Source organism: Paracoccus haeundaensis (genome assembly GCF_006239215.1).
Classification (GTDB): Bacteria; Pseudomonadota; Alphaproteobacteria; order Rhodobacterales; family Rhodobacteraceae; genus Paracoccus; species Paracoccus marcusii.
The window spans coordinates 142165-159712 of record NZ_VDDC01000007.1; the positions used below are offsets into that span (position 1 = coordinate 142165).

At 69.0% G+C, this 17548-nt stretch carries 20 protein-coding genes and 1 tRNA gene; 11 read left to right on the forward strand and 10 right to left on the reverse strand.

Annotation, left to right across the window (positions count from 1 at the left end):
- Window positions 1-2: 2 nt before the first annotated feature.
- From FHD67_RS03605 to FHD67_RS03615, 3 genes are read right to left on the reverse strand one after another with little or no spacing between them, the layout of a single operon-like run.
- Window positions 3-545 carry a MotE family protein gene (locus FHD67_RS03605; RefSeq protein ID WP_052715256.1) on the reverse strand — a complete coding sequence of 181 codons (543 nt, stop codon included), beginning with the start codon at window positions 543-545 and terminating at the stop codon, window positions 3-5.
- Window positions 538-870, reverse strand: coding sequence for a hypothetical protein (locus FHD67_RS03610; protein WP_084693842.1), 333 nt, complete (start codon window positions 868-870; stop codon window positions 538-540). Before FHD67_RS03610 ends, FHD67_RS03605 begins: the two co-directional genes overlap by 8 nt.
- Window positions 871-884: 14 nt before the next feature.
- Window positions 885-1361, reverse strand: coding sequence for a flagellar basal body-associated FliL family protein (locus FHD67_RS03615; protein ID WP_046000674.1), 477 nt, complete (start codon window positions 1359-1361; stop codon window positions 885-887).
- Between the two features lie 117 nt (window positions 1362-1478).
- On the opposite strand from FHD67_RS03615, the gene fliF reads away from it, so the two are divergent.
- Genes fliF through fliP form a run of 4 tightly spaced genes read left to right on the forward strand, consistent with a single transcriptional unit; the run spans window position 1479 to window position 4577 of the window.
- Window positions 1479-3056 (forward strand): flagellar basal-body MS-ring/collar protein FliF, encoded by a 1578-nt coding sequence (fliF, locus tag FHD67_RS03620; RefSeq protein ID WP_046000673.1) that lies wholly within the window; start codon window positions 1479-1481, stop codon window positions 3054-3056.
- A complete protein-coding gene (locus FHD67_RS03625) occupies window positions 3053-3625 on the forward strand; it encodes a hypothetical protein (protein ID WP_046000672.1) in 573 nt (190 codons plus the stop codon). Before fliF ends, FHD67_RS03625 begins: the two co-directional genes overlap by 4 nt.
- A complete protein-coding gene (locus FHD67_RS03630) occupies window positions 3613-3870 on the forward strand; it encodes a FliM/FliN family flagellar motor switch protein (RefSeq protein WP_042245210.1) in 258 nt (85 codons plus the stop codon). The genes FHD67_RS03625 and FHD67_RS03630 overlap by 13 nt, the downstream gene beginning before the upstream one ends.
- Complete coding sequence (gene fliP, locus FHD67_RS03635; RefSeq protein ID WP_425467240.1) at window positions 3870-4577, forward strand: flagellar type III secretion system pore protein FliP; 708 nt, start codon at window positions 3870-3872, stop codon at window positions 4575-4577. The genes FHD67_RS03630 and fliP overlap by 1 nt, the downstream gene beginning before the upstream one ends.
- A 27-nt stretch (window positions 4578-4604) precedes the next feature.
- Here fliP and dxs read toward each other — a convergent pair whose 3' ends face one another.
- From dxs to dapF, 6 genes are all read right to left on the reverse strand, one after another.
- On the reverse strand, window positions 4605-6530 hold the full coding sequence (gene dxs, locus FHD67_RS03640; protein ID WP_046000671.1) for a 1-deoxy-D-xylulose-5-phosphate synthase: 1926 nt from the start codon (window positions 6528-6530) through the stop codon (window positions 4605-4607).
- A gap of 26 nt (window positions 6531-6556) precedes the next feature.
- The gene (locus FHD67_RS03645; RefSeq protein WP_046000670.1) at window positions 6557-7420 is read right to left on the reverse strand and encodes a polyprenyl synthetase family protein; all 864 of its coding nucleotides are present in this window, start codon (window positions 7418-7420) and stop codon (window positions 6557-6559) included.
- Entirely contained in the window at window positions 7420-7656 is a 237-nt protein-coding gene (locus tag FHD67_RS03650; RefSeq protein WP_045982791.1) for an exodeoxyribonuclease VII small subunit, read from the reverse strand. The genes FHD67_RS03645 and FHD67_RS03650 overlap by 1 nt, the downstream gene beginning before the upstream one ends.
- The gene (locus FHD67_RS03655; RefSeq protein ID WP_139597834.1) at window positions 7656-8567 is read right to left on the reverse strand and encodes a histone deacetylase family protein; all 912 of its coding nucleotides are present in this window, start codon (window positions 8565-8567) and stop codon (window positions 7656-7658) included. Before FHD67_RS03655 ends, FHD67_RS03650 begins: the two co-directional genes overlap by 1 nt.
- Before the next feature lie 122 nt (window positions 8568-8689).
- On the reverse strand, window positions 8690-9943 hold the full coding sequence (gene mtaB / locus FHD67_RS03660; protein ID WP_139597835.1) for a tRNA (N(6)-L-threonylcarbamoyladenosine(37)-C(2))-methylthiotransferase MtaB: 1254 nt from the start codon (window positions 9941-9943) through the stop codon (window positions 8690-8692).
- The gene (dapF, locus tag FHD67_RS03665; protein ID WP_046000666.1) at window positions 9940-10767 is read right to left on the reverse strand and encodes a diaminopimelate epimerase; all 828 of its coding nucleotides are present in this window, start codon (window positions 10765-10767) and stop codon (window positions 9940-9942) included. Before dapF ends, mtaB begins: the two co-directional genes overlap by 4 nt.
- A gap of 95 nt (window positions 10768-10862) precedes the next feature.
- On the opposite strand from dapF, the gene FHD67_RS03670 reads away from it, so the two are divergent.
- From FHD67_RS03670 to FHD67_RS03700, 7 genes are all read left to right on the forward strand, one after another.
- Window positions 10863-10938 (forward strand) — tRNA-Lys (locus FHD67_RS03670).
- A 126-nt stretch (window positions 10939-11064) separates the two neighbouring features.
- Window positions 11065-12291 (forward strand): glutathionylspermidine synthase family protein, encoded by a 1227-nt coding sequence (locus tag FHD67_RS03675; protein ID WP_139597836.1) that lies wholly within the window; start codon window positions 11065-11067, stop codon window positions 12289-12291.
- 19 nt (window positions 12292-12310) lie between these two features.
- A complete protein-coding gene (locus tag FHD67_RS03680) occupies window positions 12311-12895 on the forward strand; it encodes a DUF1190 domain-containing protein (protein WP_045981552.1) in 585 nt (194 codons plus the stop codon).
- Window positions 12896-13080: 185 nt separating this feature from the next.
- The gene (gene osmF / locus FHD67_RS03685) at window positions 13081-13986 is read left to right on the forward strand and encodes a glycine betaine ABC transporter substrate-binding protein OsmF (protein ID WP_139597837.1); all 906 of its coding nucleotides are present in this window, start codon (window positions 13081-13083) and stop codon (window positions 13984-13986) included.
- Window positions 13986-15125: an ABC transporter permease gene (locus FHD67_RS03690; RefSeq protein WP_139597838.1), complete on the forward strand. Its 1140-nt coding sequence runs from the start codon at window positions 13986-13988 to the stop codon at window positions 15123-15125. Before osmF ends, FHD67_RS03690 begins: the two co-directional genes overlap by 1 nt.
- A complete protein-coding gene (locus FHD67_RS03695; protein ID WP_139597839.1) occupies window positions 15122-16057 on the forward strand; it encodes an ABC transporter ATP-binding protein in 936 nt (311 codons plus the stop codon). The genes FHD67_RS03690 and FHD67_RS03695 overlap by 4 nt, the downstream gene beginning before the upstream one ends.
- Window positions 16054-16791 (forward strand): ABC transporter permease, encoded by a 738-nt coding sequence (locus FHD67_RS03700; RefSeq protein ID WP_139597840.1) that lies wholly within the window; start codon window positions 16054-16056, stop codon window positions 16789-16791. Before FHD67_RS03695 ends, FHD67_RS03700 begins: the two co-directional genes overlap by 4 nt.
- Here FHD67_RS03700 and FHD67_RS03705 read toward each other — a convergent pair.
- A complete protein-coding gene (locus FHD67_RS03705) occupies window positions 16788-17462 on the reverse strand; it encodes a GntR family transcriptional regulator (RefSeq protein ID WP_139597903.1) in 675 nt (224 codons plus the stop codon). The genes FHD67_RS03700 and FHD67_RS03705 overlap by 4 nt on opposite strands.
- Window positions 17463-17548: the final 86 nt, after the last annotated feature.

The window sequence follows — 17548 nt, forward strand, 5'->3', positions numbered from 1 at the left end:
CCTTATGGGTTGCGGACGCTGCGCGCGCCCATCTGGGCGGTCAGCAGGGCGGCCTGGCGCGGCTCGACCGCGGCGATGATGCGGGCGCCGGCCTCGGGCTGGACGCGCATCAGGATCTCGGCCGCGAAATCGGCGGGCAGGTTGGTCAGGATGGCGGCGGCCTCGGCAGGTTTCATCTGGTCATAAAGCGCGATCAGCCGGTCGATGTCGGTGCGCACGGCCTGGGTCGCGCCGTCCTGGCGGGCCGTGATGCTGCCCTTTTGGGTGCGCAGCTCGGCCAGCCGTTCGCGCAGCGTGCTTTCCGCCTGCGCCAGCTCGGCCTTCCGCGCGTCGATGGATTCCATGTAACGCTCGATGCGCAGCGCACGGTCGCGCAGCTCCTCGGCCAGGGCCACGGCCTCGGGGACATCGCCGCAGCCGTCCAGCAGGTCGGTGGGCGCGGCCACGGCGGCAAACACCCGCGACAGGTCCTGGCCCTGCCAGATCATCGCGCCGGCCGGCAGCGCGAACAGCAATGTCAGCGCGGGCAGCAGATGCCTAGCCATGGGACACCTCGCGCTTGCGCAGGCGGCGACCCGAAGGCATCGGCTGCGGCGCCTCGGAGGCGGCGGCGCCGATGCGCTGCCGCAGGTCCCAGATGGCGCGTTCGCGGCGCGCGGTCTCGATCTCCTCGGCCAGGCGCTCGCTGGCGGCGGTGGCCTCGTCGCGGGCCGACCGGATGGCGCGTTCCAGGCGGTCGACCTCGGCGGCCATGACGGCGATCGCGCCCCCCAGACCGCTTTCCAGGTTGTTCATCCGCCGCAGCCGCCGCGCCAGGGTGGCGCAGAAGACACCAAGCCCCAGACAGGCCGCCAGCAGCAGGATCTGCATCAGTTGTTCCAAGGTCATTTGAATCGAAACTCCGTGATCAGAAGGTCCTTGACCGGCTCCTCGCCCAGGACGAAGCGGGTGCGAGTGACCAGTTCGGCGCGGATCACCTCGAGGACGCCGCGCTTGTCATAGGCCGCCGGATCGACGCCCGAGAGGAAGGTCGTGAACGCGTCCGACACGCGCGGCATCAGGTGGGTCACCTCGGCCTTGTGGGTGGTGTCGGTCTCGATCGTCGCGGACAGGACCAGGCTGCGGGCGCGGCCACCCGGGATGACGATCTCGATGGTGGGGATGTCAATGAACTCGACGCTCATGTGCTCGGTCGACTGAACCGGCTCCTCGGGGCCCGACAACATGCCGGAGGGCGACCAGAAGCCCAGATAGCTGGACGCGAATCCCGCCCCGCCCAGGACCAGCGTCGCCACCAGCGGGATCAGCAACCCCTTCTTTCCGCGCGGCTTTTCGGGTGCCGCCGCAACAATGTCGGTCATCGTGATTCTCCGTCCTGACCAGACCGAAATATCAGGTTGCGACTAACCAATTCTTAACGTGGCCCATGTCATTTCAGGGTCAGACGACCATGACGCGATGATTCGAAAGGAACGGTTTTGCAAAAACTGCAGGACTACTGGAACGAGCGAAGCTCTCGACAGCGGATGATCCTGGGGGCGGCCTTTCTGGGGACGTTCCTGGTGATCGCAGGGTTCGGCTGGATGGCCAGCCGCCCCAGCATGGCCCTGATTTATGGCGGGCTGGACAGCGCCCAGGCCGGCGAGGTCATCGCCGGCATCGAACGTGCCGGCGTTCCCTACGAGGTGCGGGGCGACTCGATCTATGTCGCAGCCGATCAGCGCGACCGCCTGCGCATGGATCTGGCCGCCGAAGGCCTGCCCGCCGCCGGCAGCACCGGCTACGAGCTGCTGGACGGCATGTCGGGCTTTGGCACCACGTCGCAGATGTTCGACGCCGCCTATTGGCGCGCGAAGGAGGGAGAGCTGGCGCGCACCATCCTGGCCCTGCCCAACGTCCAGACGGCCCGCGTCCACCTGGCGATCGAGACCGGACGCGGATACCGCCGCGACCAGAACGGCAGCGCTTCGGTCACCCTGACGACCAATGGCGGCACGATCACGCGCGAACAGGCCGCGGCGTTGAAATACCTGGTGTCGTCGGGCGTACCGGGCATGCAACCCGACCGCGTCACCGTCATCGATTCGCAGCGCGGGATCATCGCCGCGACCGAGGACCAGACAGGAGCCGACCGCGCGGCCGAGATGAAGCGCAACGTCGAACGCATCCTGGAGCCCCATGTCGGCATCGGAAACGCCATCGTCGAACTGAACCTGGACCTGCTGACCGAAACCGAACTGCTGACCGAACAGCGTTATGACCCCGAGGCCCGCGCCCTGATCTCGACCGTGACCGAGGAGACGACGGACGAGAGCAACTCGACCGGAAAGGGCGCAGTCACCGCGGCCTCGAACCTGCCCGATGCCACGGAACAGCCGGGCGACACCAGCCAGAGCAGCCGCGCCGAGAACCGTACCCAGTCCAATTTCGAGGTCAGCCGCACCACGCGCGAGGTTCAGCGCCAGCCCGGATCGACCCGCCGCCTGACCGTCGCCGTCCTGGTGAACGGCGTCCCGCAGGCCGGCGCCGACGGAGAGACCACCCTGACCCCCCGGTCCGAGGCCGAACTGCAGACGCTGCGCGAGCTGGTCGCCTCTGCCGTTGGCTATGACGAGGCGCGGGGTGACCAGATCACCGTCAAGTCGCTGCCCTTCGCCACGCTGGGCGAGAATGGCACCCTGGCCACGCCGGGCTTCCTTGATCGGCTGGCGCTGAACGATCTGGCGCGCATCGCGCTGATCGGCGTCTTTGCGCTGGCCGTGATCGTGATGGTCCTGCGCCCGATGATGCGCAATCGCGCGCCCGCCCCTGCGCCGATGCTGGACAACAGCCTGCCGCCGATGCCCCCGATGATGGGCGGGCTGACGGGCATGATCGACGACGAGCCCTCTCCGGACAACCCGCGGATCGTGCCGATCGAGTTTCCGGGGCTGGACCAGCTGGCCCTGCCCCCTGCCGACCCGGTCGCCCGCCTGAAGGCGATGATGAAGGACCGCCATGACGAAAGCGTCAAGATCCTGTCGGGATGGATCGACAACAAGGAGAAGGTGAATTGAGCCTGGCCCTCTTCAAGCTTGAGTCCTTCTCGAACGCGGTCGCGGCGCGTGTCGAGGTGACCTACACGCAGGCCGACCTGGACCAGGCCTTCGCCGACGGCGTGGCGCAGGCCAGCGCGCAGGCCCAGGACGACCAGCTGCGCGCCCTGAGCGCCAGCCTGGAACAGGTCGCCGCCGGTCTGGCCGCGGACGAGACCCGCCGCCGCCAGATGCGCCAGGAGGCGGTCGATGCGCTGGCGCCGATCCTGCATCAGGTCCTGGACCTGATGGCCCCGCCCCTGTCGTCGCGCCGGCTGGAGGAGGCCCTGCAGGCAGAGCTGACCCATCTGGCGCAGCGCGCGACCCCCGTGGGCCTGCGCATCGCCTGCAGCGACCGGCTGGCCGACATGGTCCGCCGCTGCCTGGCCCAGGCCGGCCTTGAGGGCATCGAGATCGCCCCGGTCCCGCAGGACCTGATTACCGTGTCGCTGCAAGGCGGCCACATCGACTTTACCCCCGACAGCATTGCGGGCGACATCCGCGCCCTGATCGCGGAAATCACCCAGGAGGACAGCACATGGACGCACTGAAGCATCTGATCGACACCGACACCATCCAGGTCGAGGTGACCATCCGCCTTGGCCGCACGCGCCAGACCGTCTCGCAGCTGTCCTCGCTGCGCGCCGACGACATCCTGGTCCTGGACCAGGCGATCGAGGACGGGGTCGAGATCTGCGTGGGCGACAAGGTCATCGCGCGGGGCGAGCTGACCGGCGACGGATCGGCCGAAGACCGGCTGTGCGTGCGCGTCCTGGGCGCGACGGGGGCGGCGTGATCCGCGCCGCGGCCCTTGTCGCGGTCGCGGCCCTGCTGCCCTCGCCCCTGTGGGCGCAGGACCTGGGCGGCGCCCTTGGCGCCGGGCTGGGCGACAATGCGGTGATGCTGGTCCTGGTGCTGACGGCGCTGTCGCTGGCACCGGGCATCGCGATCATGGTGACCGCGTTCCCGTTCATCGTGACGGTCCTGTCGATTTTGCGCCAGTCGATCGGCCTGCAGCAATCGCCGCCGAACATGCTGATCGTCAGCCTGGCGATCTTTCTGACCTGGTTCATCATGGACCCGGTCCTGCGCGAGGCCTGGACCGTCGCGGGGCTGCCCCTGCAGCAGGGTCAGATCGGCATGGCCGAGGCCTTCCAGCGCGGCATCGTGCCGTTCGAGAGGTTCATGGCGGCCCGCACCGACCCCGACACCTTGGCCAACCTGGCCGAGATCGCGCCCGGCACCGGCCCCGCAGACCGCCTGTCGGTGCTGATCCCGTCCTTCATGCTGTCCGAGATCCAGCGCGCATTCGAGATCGGGTTCCTGATCGCCCTGCCCTTCCTGATCATCGACCTGGTCGTGGCGGCCGTGCTGATGTCGATGGGCATGATGATGCTGCCCCCGGTGGTGGTGTCGCTGCCCTTCAAGCTGGCGTTCTTCGTGGTCGTGGACGGATGGGGAATGATCGCGGGCGCGCTGGTGCGCAGCTATGCGCCCGGCTGACCCCCTCAGGGGATCAGCCGAAAGGTATCAGGCGCGGTCGGTGCGCCGCGCGGCCAACGACTGGACGCCCATCACGGAAAGGACCTTGTCCTCGATATGCTGGGCGTTCAGGCAGCTGCTGTCATACATCGCCCGCGGCGCGTCGTGGTCGACGAACGCATCCGGCAGGACCATCGACCGGAAGCGCAGCCCCTTGTCGAAGGCGCCCTCCTCGGCCAGCAGATGGGCGACATGGCTGCCGAAACCGCCGACGGCGCCCTCCTCGATGGTGATCAGCGCCTCGTGGTCGCGGGCCAGGGCCAGGATCAGGTCACGATCCAGCGGCTTGGCAAAGCGCGCGTCGGCGACCGTAGGCGTGATGCCCCGCGCCATCAGCGCCTCGCGCGCGGTCATCACCTCGGACAGGCGCGTGCCGAAGGACAGGATGGCGACGCCCTTCCCCTCCGCGACCATGCGGCCCTTGCCGATGGGCAGGACCTGCCCGCGTTCGGGCATCTCGACCCCGGTGCCCTCTCCGCGCGGAAAGCGGAAGGCGATGGGGCCGCTGTCATGTGCGGCGGCCGTGGCGACCATGTGAACCAGTTCGGCCTCGTCCGCGGCGGCCATGACGACAAATCCGGGCAGATTGGCCAAGAAGGCGGTGTCATAGGCGCCGGAATGGGTCGGACCGTCCTGGCCCACCAGCCCGGCACGGTCGACGGCGAACCGGACGGGCAGGTTCTGGACCGCGACGTCATGCACGATCTGGTCATAGCCGCGCTGCAGGAAGGTCGAATAGATCGCGACGAAGGGCTTCATGCCCCCCGCGGCCAGACCGGCGGCAAAGGTCACGGCGTGCTGTTCAGCGATGCCCACGTCAAAGCAGCGGCGCGGAAAGCGCTGCGCGAACTGCTTGAGGCCGGTCCCGTCCGGCATCGCGGCGGTCACCCCCAGGATGCGATCGTCGCGGCCCGCCTGATCGATCAGCGCCTGCGCGAAGACGGCGGTATAGCTGGGTGCATTCGATTTCGCCTTGGCCTGCACGCCGGTGATCACGTCGAACTTGGCAGTGGCATGGCCCTTGTCCGCGGCCGCCTCGGCCGGGGCGTAACCCTTGCCCTTCTTGGTCACGACGTGGATCAGGACCGGGCCGTCCGCCCGCGCCCGCACGGTGCGCAGCAGGGGCAGCAGCTGTTCCATGTCGTGACCGTCGACCGGCCCGATATAGGAAAAGCCCAGCTCCTCGAACAGGGTGCCGCCCACGGCCATGCCCTTCAGCATCTCCTTGGCGCGGCGCGCGCCCTCCTGCAGGGCGTCCGGCAGCATGCCGACGGCGCCCTTGGCCACTGCCTTCAGCTCCTGGAACGGCCCGCCCGCGTAAAGGCGCGTCAGATAGGAGGACATGGCGCCGACCGGGGGCGCAATGGACATCTCGTTGTCGTTCAGCACCACGAACAGGCGCTTGCCCTCATGGCCCGCGTTGTTCAGCGCCTCATAAGCCATGCCTGCGCTCATGGCGCCGTCGCCGATGACCGCGATCGCATCGCCCGGGTCGCCGCCCAGTTCCCGCGCCATCGCGAAACCCAGGGCCGCGCTGATCGAGGTCGACGAATGCCCCGCCCCGAACGGGTCATAGGGGCTTTCCGCGCGCTTGGTGAAGCCCGCAAGGCCCCCGCCCATGCGAAGCGTGCGGATGCGGTCGCGCCGCCCGGTCAGGATCTTGTGCGGATAGCACTGATGCCCCACGTCCCAGATCAGCTTGTCGCGCGGCGTATCGAAGACAGCGTGCAGGGCCACGGTCAGTTCGACCACGCCCAGGCCCGCGCCCAGATGGCCGCCGGTCACGCTGACGGCGCTGATGGTCTCGGCCCGCAGCTCGTCGGCAAGCTGGCGCAGTTGCGCGTCGGTCAGGGTCTTCAGATCCGACGGCAGGCTAACGCGGTCCAGAATCGGCGTCTTGGGTCGATCGGTCATGGCTGGCCCTCCTCCGGGGCGGGCGTTCAAGTGTCGCGCTCGATAACGAAACGCGCGAGATCGTGCAAGTTCCCGGCGGCATCACCATAGTGCGACAGCGCATCGGTTCCCATGGCGACACGACGCCGCGCCTCGGCCTGTGCGCCGTCCAGGCCCAGCAGCGACACGAAGGTCGCCTTGCCGGCCCCGGCATCCTTGCCGACGCGCTTGCCGGTCACGGCCTCGTCGCCGGTCACGTCCAGGATGTCGTCGGCGATCTGGAAGGCCAGGCCCAGGGCCACCGCATAGCGGTCCAGCGCCGCGGGATCGTCGCCCGCGATCAGCGGCCCTGCGGTCGCGGCAAAACGGATCAGCGCGCCGGTCTTGCCACCCTGCAATTCAGTGATCGCGTCCAGATCCAGCGGCGTGCCCGTGGTTTCGGCGGCGATGTCCAACGCCTGCCCCCAGACCATGCCCGCCGCCCCCGATGCCTGCGCCAACGCGGACACCAGCCGCACCTGCGCTTCGGGCGCGCCGATGCGCGGATCGGTCAACAGCTGAAACGCCAGCGTCTGCAGCGCGTCGCCCGCCAGAATCGCGGTCGCATCGCTCCATTTGACATGCACGGTCGGCTGACCGCGCCGCAGGTCGTCGTCGTCCATCGCCGGCAGGTCGTCATGGACCAGGCTATAGGCGTGCAGCGCCTCGACCGCCGCCGCGACCGGCAGGGCGGCATCGTCGGACACCCCATGCAGGCGCGCCGATTCCATCACCAGAAAGGCGCGCAGGCGCTTGCCGCCGTTGACCGCATAGGCCATCGCATCGCGCAGATCGCCGGGCGGCAGCGCCGTGATGGCGCGATCCAGCTCGGCCTGAACCTCGGTGCGGACACGCGCAAGGCGGTCCTGCATCACAGGCCCTCGACGGGGGTGGTGCCGGCAGGCTGGCCGTTGGCGGCCAGGGTGATCTTCTCGACCCGCTCCTCGGCCTCGCGCAGGCGGGCCTCGCAATGCGCGCGCAGGGCGGCGCCGCGTTCGTACAGCGCGATCGATTCCTCCAGCGTCGCCTCTCCGGTCTCCAGCTTGCCGACCGTGGCCTCCAGCTCGCGCATGGCCTCCTCGAACGAGAGGGTGGTGATATCGCTCATCAGTCGGCCTCCATCAGCACATCGACATGGGCCCGCACGCTGCGACCCAAGGCCCGAAGGTCATAACCACCTTCCAGGCAGGATACCACCGGGGCCTTTCCCGCCGCGTCCAGGATCGCGCGTGTCAGGGCGGCATAGTCGTCGTCGTCCCATTCCAGCTGCGCCAGCGGATCGTCGCGATGCGCATCAAAGCCGGCGGAAATCAGCACCAGCTGCGGCGAAAACTTCCGCATCCGGTCCAGCGCGCCCCGCCATTCCGACAAAGCCAGCGCCCCGTCCGATCCGGGCGGCAGCGGCAGGTTCACCACCTGCCCATGCGCGCCACGCTCGGACGCGGCCCCGGTGCCCGGCCACAGGGGAAACTGCTGGCTGCTGACGAACAGCACCCGCGCCTCGTCCCACAGCAGGGCCTGCGTGCCGTTGCCGTGATGCACGTCGAAATCCAGGACTGCCACCCGCTCCAGCCCGTGATGATCCAGCGCGCGTTTCGCCGCGATCGCCACAGTGCCGAACAGGCAGAACCCCATCGAGACCTCGGCCTCGGCATGGTGCCCCGGCGGGCGCAGGGCGACGAAGGCCCGTCGCGCCTCTCCGGCAAGAACAGCGTCCACCGCCGCACAGGCCCCGCCCACGGCACGCAGCGCGGGCTCCAGGCTGCCGGGCGACAGATGCGTGTCCGCGTCGATCTGGCGGGTCCCCGCCTGCGGCACCGCATCGCGCAGGCCCTGTAGATAGCGGGCGGGATGACAGCGCAGCACCTCGACATCCTCCGCCACGGGCGCCTCGCGCCGGTCCAGAGCCAGCCCCTCCAGCGCGGCCATCACGGCATCATGTCGGGCCGCCTGCTCGGGGTGGCCATCGGGCGTCACGTGGCGGCGGGCGCTGTCATGGGAATACAGGATCACGGTCATTCATCTCCTCCGAAGGGGCAGGCTAGAAGCCCCCGCGCATCCCGGCAACCCGCCATTTCTCCGTTGCGGAAATACCCCGGGGGAGCCCGCAGGGCGGGGGCAGCGCCCCCATTCGCCTCCAGTCAGACCGTCAGCCGTTGCCCGTCATGCCCCGCGATGGTCAGGGTCATCAGCGCCCCTTCGGGCTGGTCGCTGTCAAAGGCAACCTCGGTGAACTGTTCGGTCCGGCCAAGGCGCGGCCCCTCGGTCAGCACCCGGTGCGCAACCCCGACCTGCGCCTCCAGATGCGTGCGCAAGGCCGCATCGCCCGCCGCGCGCAGCCGCGCGGCCCGGTCCCGGATCGCGGGACCGGGCACGGCGGGCATGCGCGCCGCGGGCGTGCCCTTGCGCGCCGAATAGGGGAACACATGCAGGAAGGTCAGACCGCAATCCTGAACCAGCTTCAGCGAATTGTTGAACATCGCCTCGGTCTCGGTCGGAAAGCCGGCGATGATGTCGGCGCCGAAGACCATGTCGGGACGCAGCCGCCGCGCCTCCTCGCAGAAGGCGATGGCATCGTCGCGCAGGTGGCGGCGCTTCATCCGCTTCAGGATCATGTCGTCGCCGGCCTGCAGCGACAGGTGCAGATGCGGCATCAGGCGCGGTTCGGTCGCGATGGCCAGCATCAGGTTCTCGTCCGCCTCGATCGAATCGATCGAGCTGATGCGCAGGCGCGGCAGGTCCGGCACCAGCCGCAGGATGCGCATGACCAGATCGCCAAGCCGCGGCGTGCCCGGCAGGTCTGCGCCCCAGCTGGTCAGGTCCACCCCGGTCAGCACGACCTCGTTGAAACCGCGCCCGACCAGACGCTTGATCTGCTCGACCACCACACCTGCGGGCACCGACCGCGAATTGCCGCGGCCAAAGGGGATGATGCAGAAGGTGCAGCGGTGATCGCAGCCGTTCTGGACCTGCACATAGGCCCGGTGCCGCCCGAATCCGTCGATCAGGTGGCCCGCGGTTTCCCGCACCGACATGATGTCGTCCACGACGACCTTTTCGGTGTCGCCGATCAGGTCGGGGGCGCGCATCGCGGTCCAGGTGGCGGGCTGCATCTTCTCATGGTTGCCAATGACCTTGGTGACCTCGGGCATGGCGGCAAAGGTCTCGGGCTCGGTCTGGGCGGCGCAGCCGGTGACGATGACCGGCACGCCGGGGTTCTCGCGCGACAGGCGGCGGATCTCCTGGCGGGCCTTGCGGACGGCCTCGGCGGTCACGGCACAGGTGTTGACCACGACCGCGCCGGACAGGCCCGCGGCCTCGGCCATCTCGCGCATGGCCTCGGTCTCAAAGGCGTTCAGGCGGCAGCCCAAGGTGGAAAAGACCGGCGCGCTCATGCCAGCCACGCGGGCGTCAGGCGCCCCTCGAAGACGATGGCGGTCGGCCCCTCCATCCAGACGCCATCCTCGCGCCAGTCGATCAACAGCTGCCCGCCCGGCACATGCACCGTCACGCGCCGATCCGTCAGACCGCGCCGCGCCGCGGCCACCACCGCCGCACAGGAACACGACCCGGATGCCAGCGTCGGCCCCGTCCCGCGTTCCCAGATGCGCAGCCGGATCGCGTCGCGCGACAGGACCTGCACGACCTCCACATTGGTGCGTTCGGGATAGAGAGGGTGATGCTCATGCTCCGGCCCGAAACGGTCCAGATCGACGGCATCGGCGTCATCCACGAAGAAGGTCACATGCGGATTGCCCATGCCGGTCGCCACCGGATCACCCGCGATGGGCAGATGATCGATGTCCACGTCCCGCGCCAAGGGGATCGCGCGCCAGTCCAGGACCGGCGGCCCCATGTTCACACGGGTCAGCCCGCCGCCCGCGTCCTCGGCCAGCAGCATGCCGTGATCGGTCCGCAGGCGCAGCGACGCTGCCCCCGTCTGATCCATCAGCCAGCGCGCGATGCAGCGCGTCGCATTGCCGCAGGCCGACGACAGCGACCCGTCCGCGTTCCAGAACACCAGCCGCGCATCCGCGTCACCGCAATCCTCGACCGCGGCCAGCTGGTCGAAGCCCACGCCGCGATGGCGGTCCGCGATGCGCGCGACAAGGCCCGCGTCCGGCCGGGCCAACCCGCCGCGCAGATCCAGTACCACGAAGTCGTTGCCCAGCCCGTGCATCTTGAGGAAGGGCAGCCCGGTCGAATGAGAATGCGTCATGGCCGCGATATAGGCCGCACGGACGGATTCCGCCAGATGGGTTGATTTTTCTGCTTGACGCCACCGGCCACCCCCCCTAGGAACCGCCTCGTGATGGGCCCATAGCTCAGTTGGTAGAGCAACTGACTTTTAATCAGTGGGTCACAGGTTCGAATCCTGTTGGGCTCACCACTGTATCCTCCGATCTGCAGACCACCGGCCGCCCGCGGCGATCGCCGTGGCGGATGCCGGGGATTTCACCCGCGCGCGACATCCGGGGCTCTGGTCCTCGCGGCGCGCAGCGACTACATCTTGGGCATGCGCAAGATCACCCTTCCCGAACGCCCCGACCTGGCCGCCAAGGCCGCCGATGTCGGCTTCACCTTCGCCCATATGCATGGCGAGCCCTATTGGGACGAAACCACCGCCTATCAGTTCACGCTGGCCCAGATCGAAGACGACCTGGAAGGCCCCGCGACCGAACTGCACGCGATGGTGCGTCAGGCGGTCGACCGCATCGTGGCCGACCCCGCGCTGATGACGCGTCTGGGCATCCCGCAGGCGCATCACGCGCTGATCGCCGACAGCTGGGCGCGGTCCGAGCCCGCGATCTATGGGCGGATGGATCTGGTCTATGACGGCACCGGTCCTGCCAAGCTGCTGGAATACAATGCCGACACGCCGACCTCGCTGTATGAATCGGCGGCCTTCCAGTGGCAGTGGCTGGAGGATCAGTTGGCGGCGGGACACCTGCCCACGGGGGCCGACCAGTTCAACGGCATCCACGAGGCGCTGGTCGAGCGGTTCCGCGAATTGTTCGCGCCGAACACCGACATCCACTTCACCGCCGTCGCGAACAACGCCGAGGATTACGCCACGGTCGAATCGATGGCCTGGGCCGCGCGCGAGGCCGGGATGGGTGCGCATTACACCGACCTGGACAAGCTGGCCGTCAGCGAGAAGGGCCAGTTTTTGGACGCCGAGGATCGGGTGATCGGCACGCTGTTCAAGCTGTATCCGTGGGAGGACCTGCTGGCCGACGACTATGCCCGCCATATCGCGGGGTCGGGCTGCATGTTCCTTGAGCCAGCATGGAAGGCCGTCGTGTCGAACAAGGGCCTGCTGCCCGTCCTGTGGGAGATGTTCGAGGGTCACCCGAACCTGCTGCCCGCCTTCTTCGCCGACGACGTGGCACCCGCCCTGGTCGAGAACGGCCAGCCCGACCCGTCCGTGGCCCAGGCATTCGGGCGCGTGGCCGACCAGTTCCGCGCCGCCCATGTGGTCAAGCCGATCTTCTCGCGCGAAGGCGCGGGCGTCGTCATCGTCGAGAACGGCGCGGTCACCGAAGCGTCGGACAACCACGATTACGACGGGCATGCGCGGATCGTGCAGGCCTATCACCCCTTGCCCGAATTCGAGGGTTTCCGCCCGGTCATCGGCGCCTGGATCGTGGGCGATGCCTGCGCCGGCATCGGCATCCGAGAGGATCGCGCCCGCATCACCCAGGACCTGTCGCGCTTCAAGCCGCATTTCATCGCGGGCTGACCCGCCAAGGAGGATTTCCATGAGGACACGTTCACGGACCGTCGCCCTGACCATTCTGGGGGCGGCCGCCTTCACCGTCGCGGGCTGCCGGGACGAACAGGTCGAGGCGCAGGCCTTTCCGGACCTTGCCAGCTGCCAGGCGGCGGCGGTGAACGGCGGCCTGGTGACGGCCGATCAGTGCAGCCAGGCCTTTGCCGAGGCCGAGGCCCTGCATGTCGAGGCCGCGCCCCGCTATGACAGCCTGGCCGTCTGCGAGGAGCAGCACGGTGCCGGCAATTGCGGGTCCGAGGATCAACAGGTGTCGCAGGGCGGGTCGGGCAGCATCTTCATGCCGCTGCTGGCGGGCTATCTGATCGGCAGCATGCTGGGCCGCGCGGGCGGCGGGATGGCGGCCTCGCAGCCGATGTACCGCAATGCGCAGGGCGGCTTCACCAACGCCGCCGGCACCACCAATTTCGGCAGCAATGCCGGGCGTGCGTCGATGTCGTCGCAGAACTTCACGCGGCCTGCGACGACCGCGGGACAGGCGCCGATGACGCGGGCCACGGCCGCGTCGCGCGGCGGGTTCGGCGGGTCCAGCGCGGGGCGCAGCATCGGCGGCTGAGGCCGGGCCGGCGCGTCCGTGACAGGCGGACGACCGGCATCCGGTGCGGCACGGGTCAGCCCCGGTCGACCGGATCGCCATGGGCGGGACGACAGGATCGTACCCATTCATGCCGGAACCAAATCGCCGCGCGGGCATTTGCATTGTCGAGCCCAACAATGCCGTCCGCGCGACAGGAGATCCGCATGAAAGCCCTTACCCCCCTTGCCGCGCTGCTGATCGGCCTTGGCGGCGCCGCCGGTGCCCAGGACATCACCGTGTCCTCCAAGATCGACACCGAGGGCGGCCTTCTGGGGAACATGATCCTGCTGGCGCTGCAGGACGCGGGCCTGCCGGTGCAGGACCGCCTGCAGCTGGGCGGCACGCCGATCATGCGCGACGCGATCACCTCGGGGCAGATCGACATCTATCCGGAATACACCGCCAACGGCGCGTTCTTCTTCAACGAGGCCGACAGCGATGTCTGGAAGGATCCCGAAGCCGGCTACAAGCGCGTCGCCGAGCTGGACCTGGAACAGAACGACATCGTCTGGCTGCAACCCTCGCCCGCGAACAACACCTGGGCCATCGCCCTGCGCCAGGATGTCGCGACCGAAAACGACCTGCAGACCATGACCCAGATGGGCGAATGGATCGCGGGGGGCGGCGACGTCAAGCTGGCGGCATCGACCGAATTCGTGACCTCGGCCGCGGCGCTTCCGGCGTTCCAGGAGACCTATGGCTTCACCATGAGCCCCGACCAGCTGGTGCAGCTGTCGGGCGGCGACACGGCCGCGACCATCGCGGCGGCAGCGCAGCAGACCTCGGGCGTGAACGCGGCGATGGTCTATGGCACCGATGGCGGCATCGCGCCCGCCGGTTTGGTGGTGATGGAGGACGACAAGGGCGTGCAGCCCGTCTATCAGCCCGCTCCGATCATCCGTGCCGAGGTTCTTGAGGCGCATCCGGAGATCCCCGACATCCTGGCGCCGATCTTCTCGTCGCTGGACCTTGAAACCCTGCAGGAGTTGAACGGTCGCATCCAGATCGGCGGTGAACCCGCCGCCACCGTCGCGCGCGACCACCTGACCCAAGGGGGCTTTCTGGACTGATGCGCGCGCGGCTGGACCGGCCCGGCCTGCTGTTTGCGGTGATCGGTCTGGCCGGGCTGGCCCTGCCGCTGGTGCAGTTCAAGCCGAACCGCATCGTGCTGGGCGAGGGGCTGTCCCTGACCGCCGCCCTGCCCCAGGGACTGATCCTAACCGTGGCCTTGGCCGCGGTGCTGGTCGCGGGCTGCCTGCGCTGGCCGCCCGCGCTGCGCCTGGCCGCCGGTGCCGCGGCGCTGCTGGCGGTGCTGCTGGCCTTGGGGGCGGCGGCGACGCATCTGACCCCGCCCGACAACGCCCTGGCCCGCGTCGCGCCCTCGGTCGGGTTCTGGCTGATGGCGCTGGCCTTCGCGCTGATGCTGGCCGATGCGCTGGCGCGGATGAACCCGGCGCTGTGGCTACGCTGGCTGATCCTGGCCGGGGCGGTCGTTGCCATCGGCGCGATCCTGGGGTCGGGCGCACTGGACGGGGTGTCTGTCATGCGCGAATACGCCGCCCGTCAGGACATCTTCCTGCGCGAGGCGCGGGCGCATCTGACGCTGGCCTTCGGGTCGCTGGCGCTGGCACTGCTGATCGGGTTGCCGCTTGGGGTGGCGCTGTATCAGGCGCGGCGGCTGAGGGGACCGGTTCTGTCGGTGCTGAATATCCTGCAGACGATCCCGTCGCTGGCGCTGTTCGGCGTGATGATCCCCGTCTTCGGCTGGATCGCGGCCAATGTGCCCGGCGTCGCGCAGGCGGGGGTGGCGGGCATCGGCCTGTTCCCGGCGCTGGTTGCGCTGTTTCTCTATTCGCTACTGCCGGTCGTGTCGAACACGCTGACCGGGCTGACCGGCGTGAACCCCGCCACGCGCGAGGCCGCGATCGGCCTGGGCCTGACGCGGGCGCAGCTGCTGGTGCAGGTGCTGATCCCGCTGGCTTTGCCGGTGCTGCTGGCGGCGGTGCGCATCGTGCTGGTCCAGAATATCGGGCTGGCGGTCATCGCCGGGCTGATCGGCGGCGGCGGCTTCGGTACCTTCGTCTTTCAGGGCCTGAACCAGACCGCGATGGATCTGGTCCTGTTGGGCGCCCTGCCCACCATCGCGCTGGCGCTGACCGCCGGCATCGCTCTTGATCTGCTGGTGCGTTCCAGCCGGAGGTCCGCATGATCGACATCCAGAACCTGACCCGAATCTATGACGGCCGCGCCGCAGTCGACGATGTCAGCCTGACGGTCGAACCCGGCCAGATCGCGGCGTTGGTCGGCACCTCGGGGTCGGGCAAGACGACGCTGTTGCGCATGATCAACCGCCTGGTCGAACCCAGCAGCGGTCGCGTGCTGATCGACGGGCAGGACACGCGCGAGGTCGCGCCCCATCTGCTGCGGCGCCGCATCGGCTATGCGATTCAGGGCCATGGGCTATTCCCGCATCGCACCGTGGGCCAGAACATCGCCACCGTCCCACGCCTTCTGGGCTGGGACCAGGCCGCGATCCGCGACCGGGTGGACGAACTGCTGACGCTGTTCCAGATGGCGCCCGACCAGTTCCGCGACCGCATGCCCCATGAGCTGTCCGGCGGCCAGCAGCAGCGCGTGGGCGTGGCCCGTGCGCTGGCGGCGAAGCCCGACCTGCTGCTGATGGATGAGCCCTTTGGCGCCCTTGACCCGGTGATCCGCGCCAAGGCGCAGGCCGACCTGCGCGACATCCAGCGCCGGCTTGGCACCACGCTGATCCTGGTCACCCACGACATGGAGGAGGCGGTGACCCTGGGCGACCGCATCGCCGTCATGGACAAGGGCCGACTGGTCCAATACGCCCCCCCGTCCGAGATTCTGACCGCCCCCGCCACGCCCTTCGTGCGCGACCTGATCGGGCTGGATCAGCGACCCTTCCACCTGCTGTCGCTGACCCCGGCCCATGCCTTGGCGCGCGAGGGCCATGCCGACGGCCCCGCCCTGCCACGCGAGGCGACCCTGCGCGACGCGCTGGCCGAATGCCTGTGGAGCGGGCGCGACGCCCTGCCGGTCGAGGGCGGCGGCGTCATCACCCTGGCCGCCCTGCGCGCCCAGGCCGCCCCGCAGGCCCGGGCGGCGGAATGATCGGACGCATCCTGCTGGCCATGGCCGCGGTTCTGCTGCTGGCCTTCCTGATCGCGCCGGACGGGTTCGCGCCGGTCTTTCAACCCTTCACCCGCAACAACGCGCCCGCGATCTATACCCAGACCCCGCTCTGGTCGCTTACCCTGTCGCATCTGGCGCTGGTCGGGATGGCGGTCATCGCCTCGACCGTGGTGGCGCTGGTGCTGGCGGTGCTGGTGACGCGGCCCGCGGGTCGCGAGTTCCTGCCCTTGGCGCGCACGATCACCAGCGTGGGCCAGACCTTTCCGCCTGTGGCGGTGCTGGCACTGGCCGTGCCGATCATGGGGTTCGGCGCCGGGCCGACCCTGGTGGCGCTGTTCCTCTACGGCCTGCTGCCGGTGTTCGAGAACACCCTGGCAGGCCTGACCACCCAGCCCGCCAACGTGGCCGAGGCCGCGCGCGGCATGGGCCTGACCCATCGCCAGCGGCTGTGGCAGGTCGACCTGCCGTTGGCCCTGCCGGTGATCCTGGGCGGGATGCGGCTGACGGCGGTGATCTCGCTTGGCACGGCCACGATCGGCTCGACCGTCGCGGCCCGCACCCTGGGCGAGGTGATCATCGCGGGGCTGTTGTCGTCGAACACGGCCTTCGTCCTGCAGGGCGGGCTGGTCGTCGGCATCATCGCGGTGCTGATCCACGAAGGCTTTCAGGCGCTGGAACGGATCGCCGCCCGCCGCACCGGCCTGGACCGCTAGCGCCCCCGCAACGCCGCCGACAGCGCGCCCGTCACCGGCAACGCGTCGTCGAACCGGATCCCCGCCTCGATATGGCGCAGGTGCGTGTCCAGCAGGGACAGGGCCCGCCCCTCGTCCCGCGCGGCGATGGCCGCGACGATGTTCGCATGCTCATCCTCGGCGCACAGCGTGGCGTGGCCCTGGGCGTACAGGCCGATGATCAGCGACGACCGCATTGTCAGCTCGTCTAGATAGCGGGTCAGCACCGGGTTGCGCCCGATCCGCGCCAACAGGATGTGAAACCCGCGCGACAGGCGGATGGCGGCGGGGCGGTTGTCCTGCCCGCGGGCCGCATCCTCGGCCGCCAAATGCGCCTGCAGGTCGGCCAGGTCCTGCGCGTCGGCCAGCCGGACGGCATTGCGACAGATCGTCGTCTCGATCGCGCGGCGGGCCTGAAAGACATCGCGCGCATCCTGCGGCGTGGGCGTCGCGACATAGGCGCCGCGATTGGGCAGGTGATCCACGACCTGCCAGCCGGTCAGCATCGACAGCGCACGCCGCACATGGGCGCGGTTGCAGGCAAAGATATCCGACAGCGCCTGTTCGCCCAGCTTGGTCCCCGCGCGCAGCCGCTGATCGGCGATGGCGTCCAGGATGCTGTCCACGATCAGTGTTTCCAAGGGCTTGTCCATGGTTTCCAATTTGCACCTTCCTTGGGCCTTCGCAACATTGTTCCGCCCGGAAAGGCGGCAGAAAAATATGATTATAGATTGTTAAC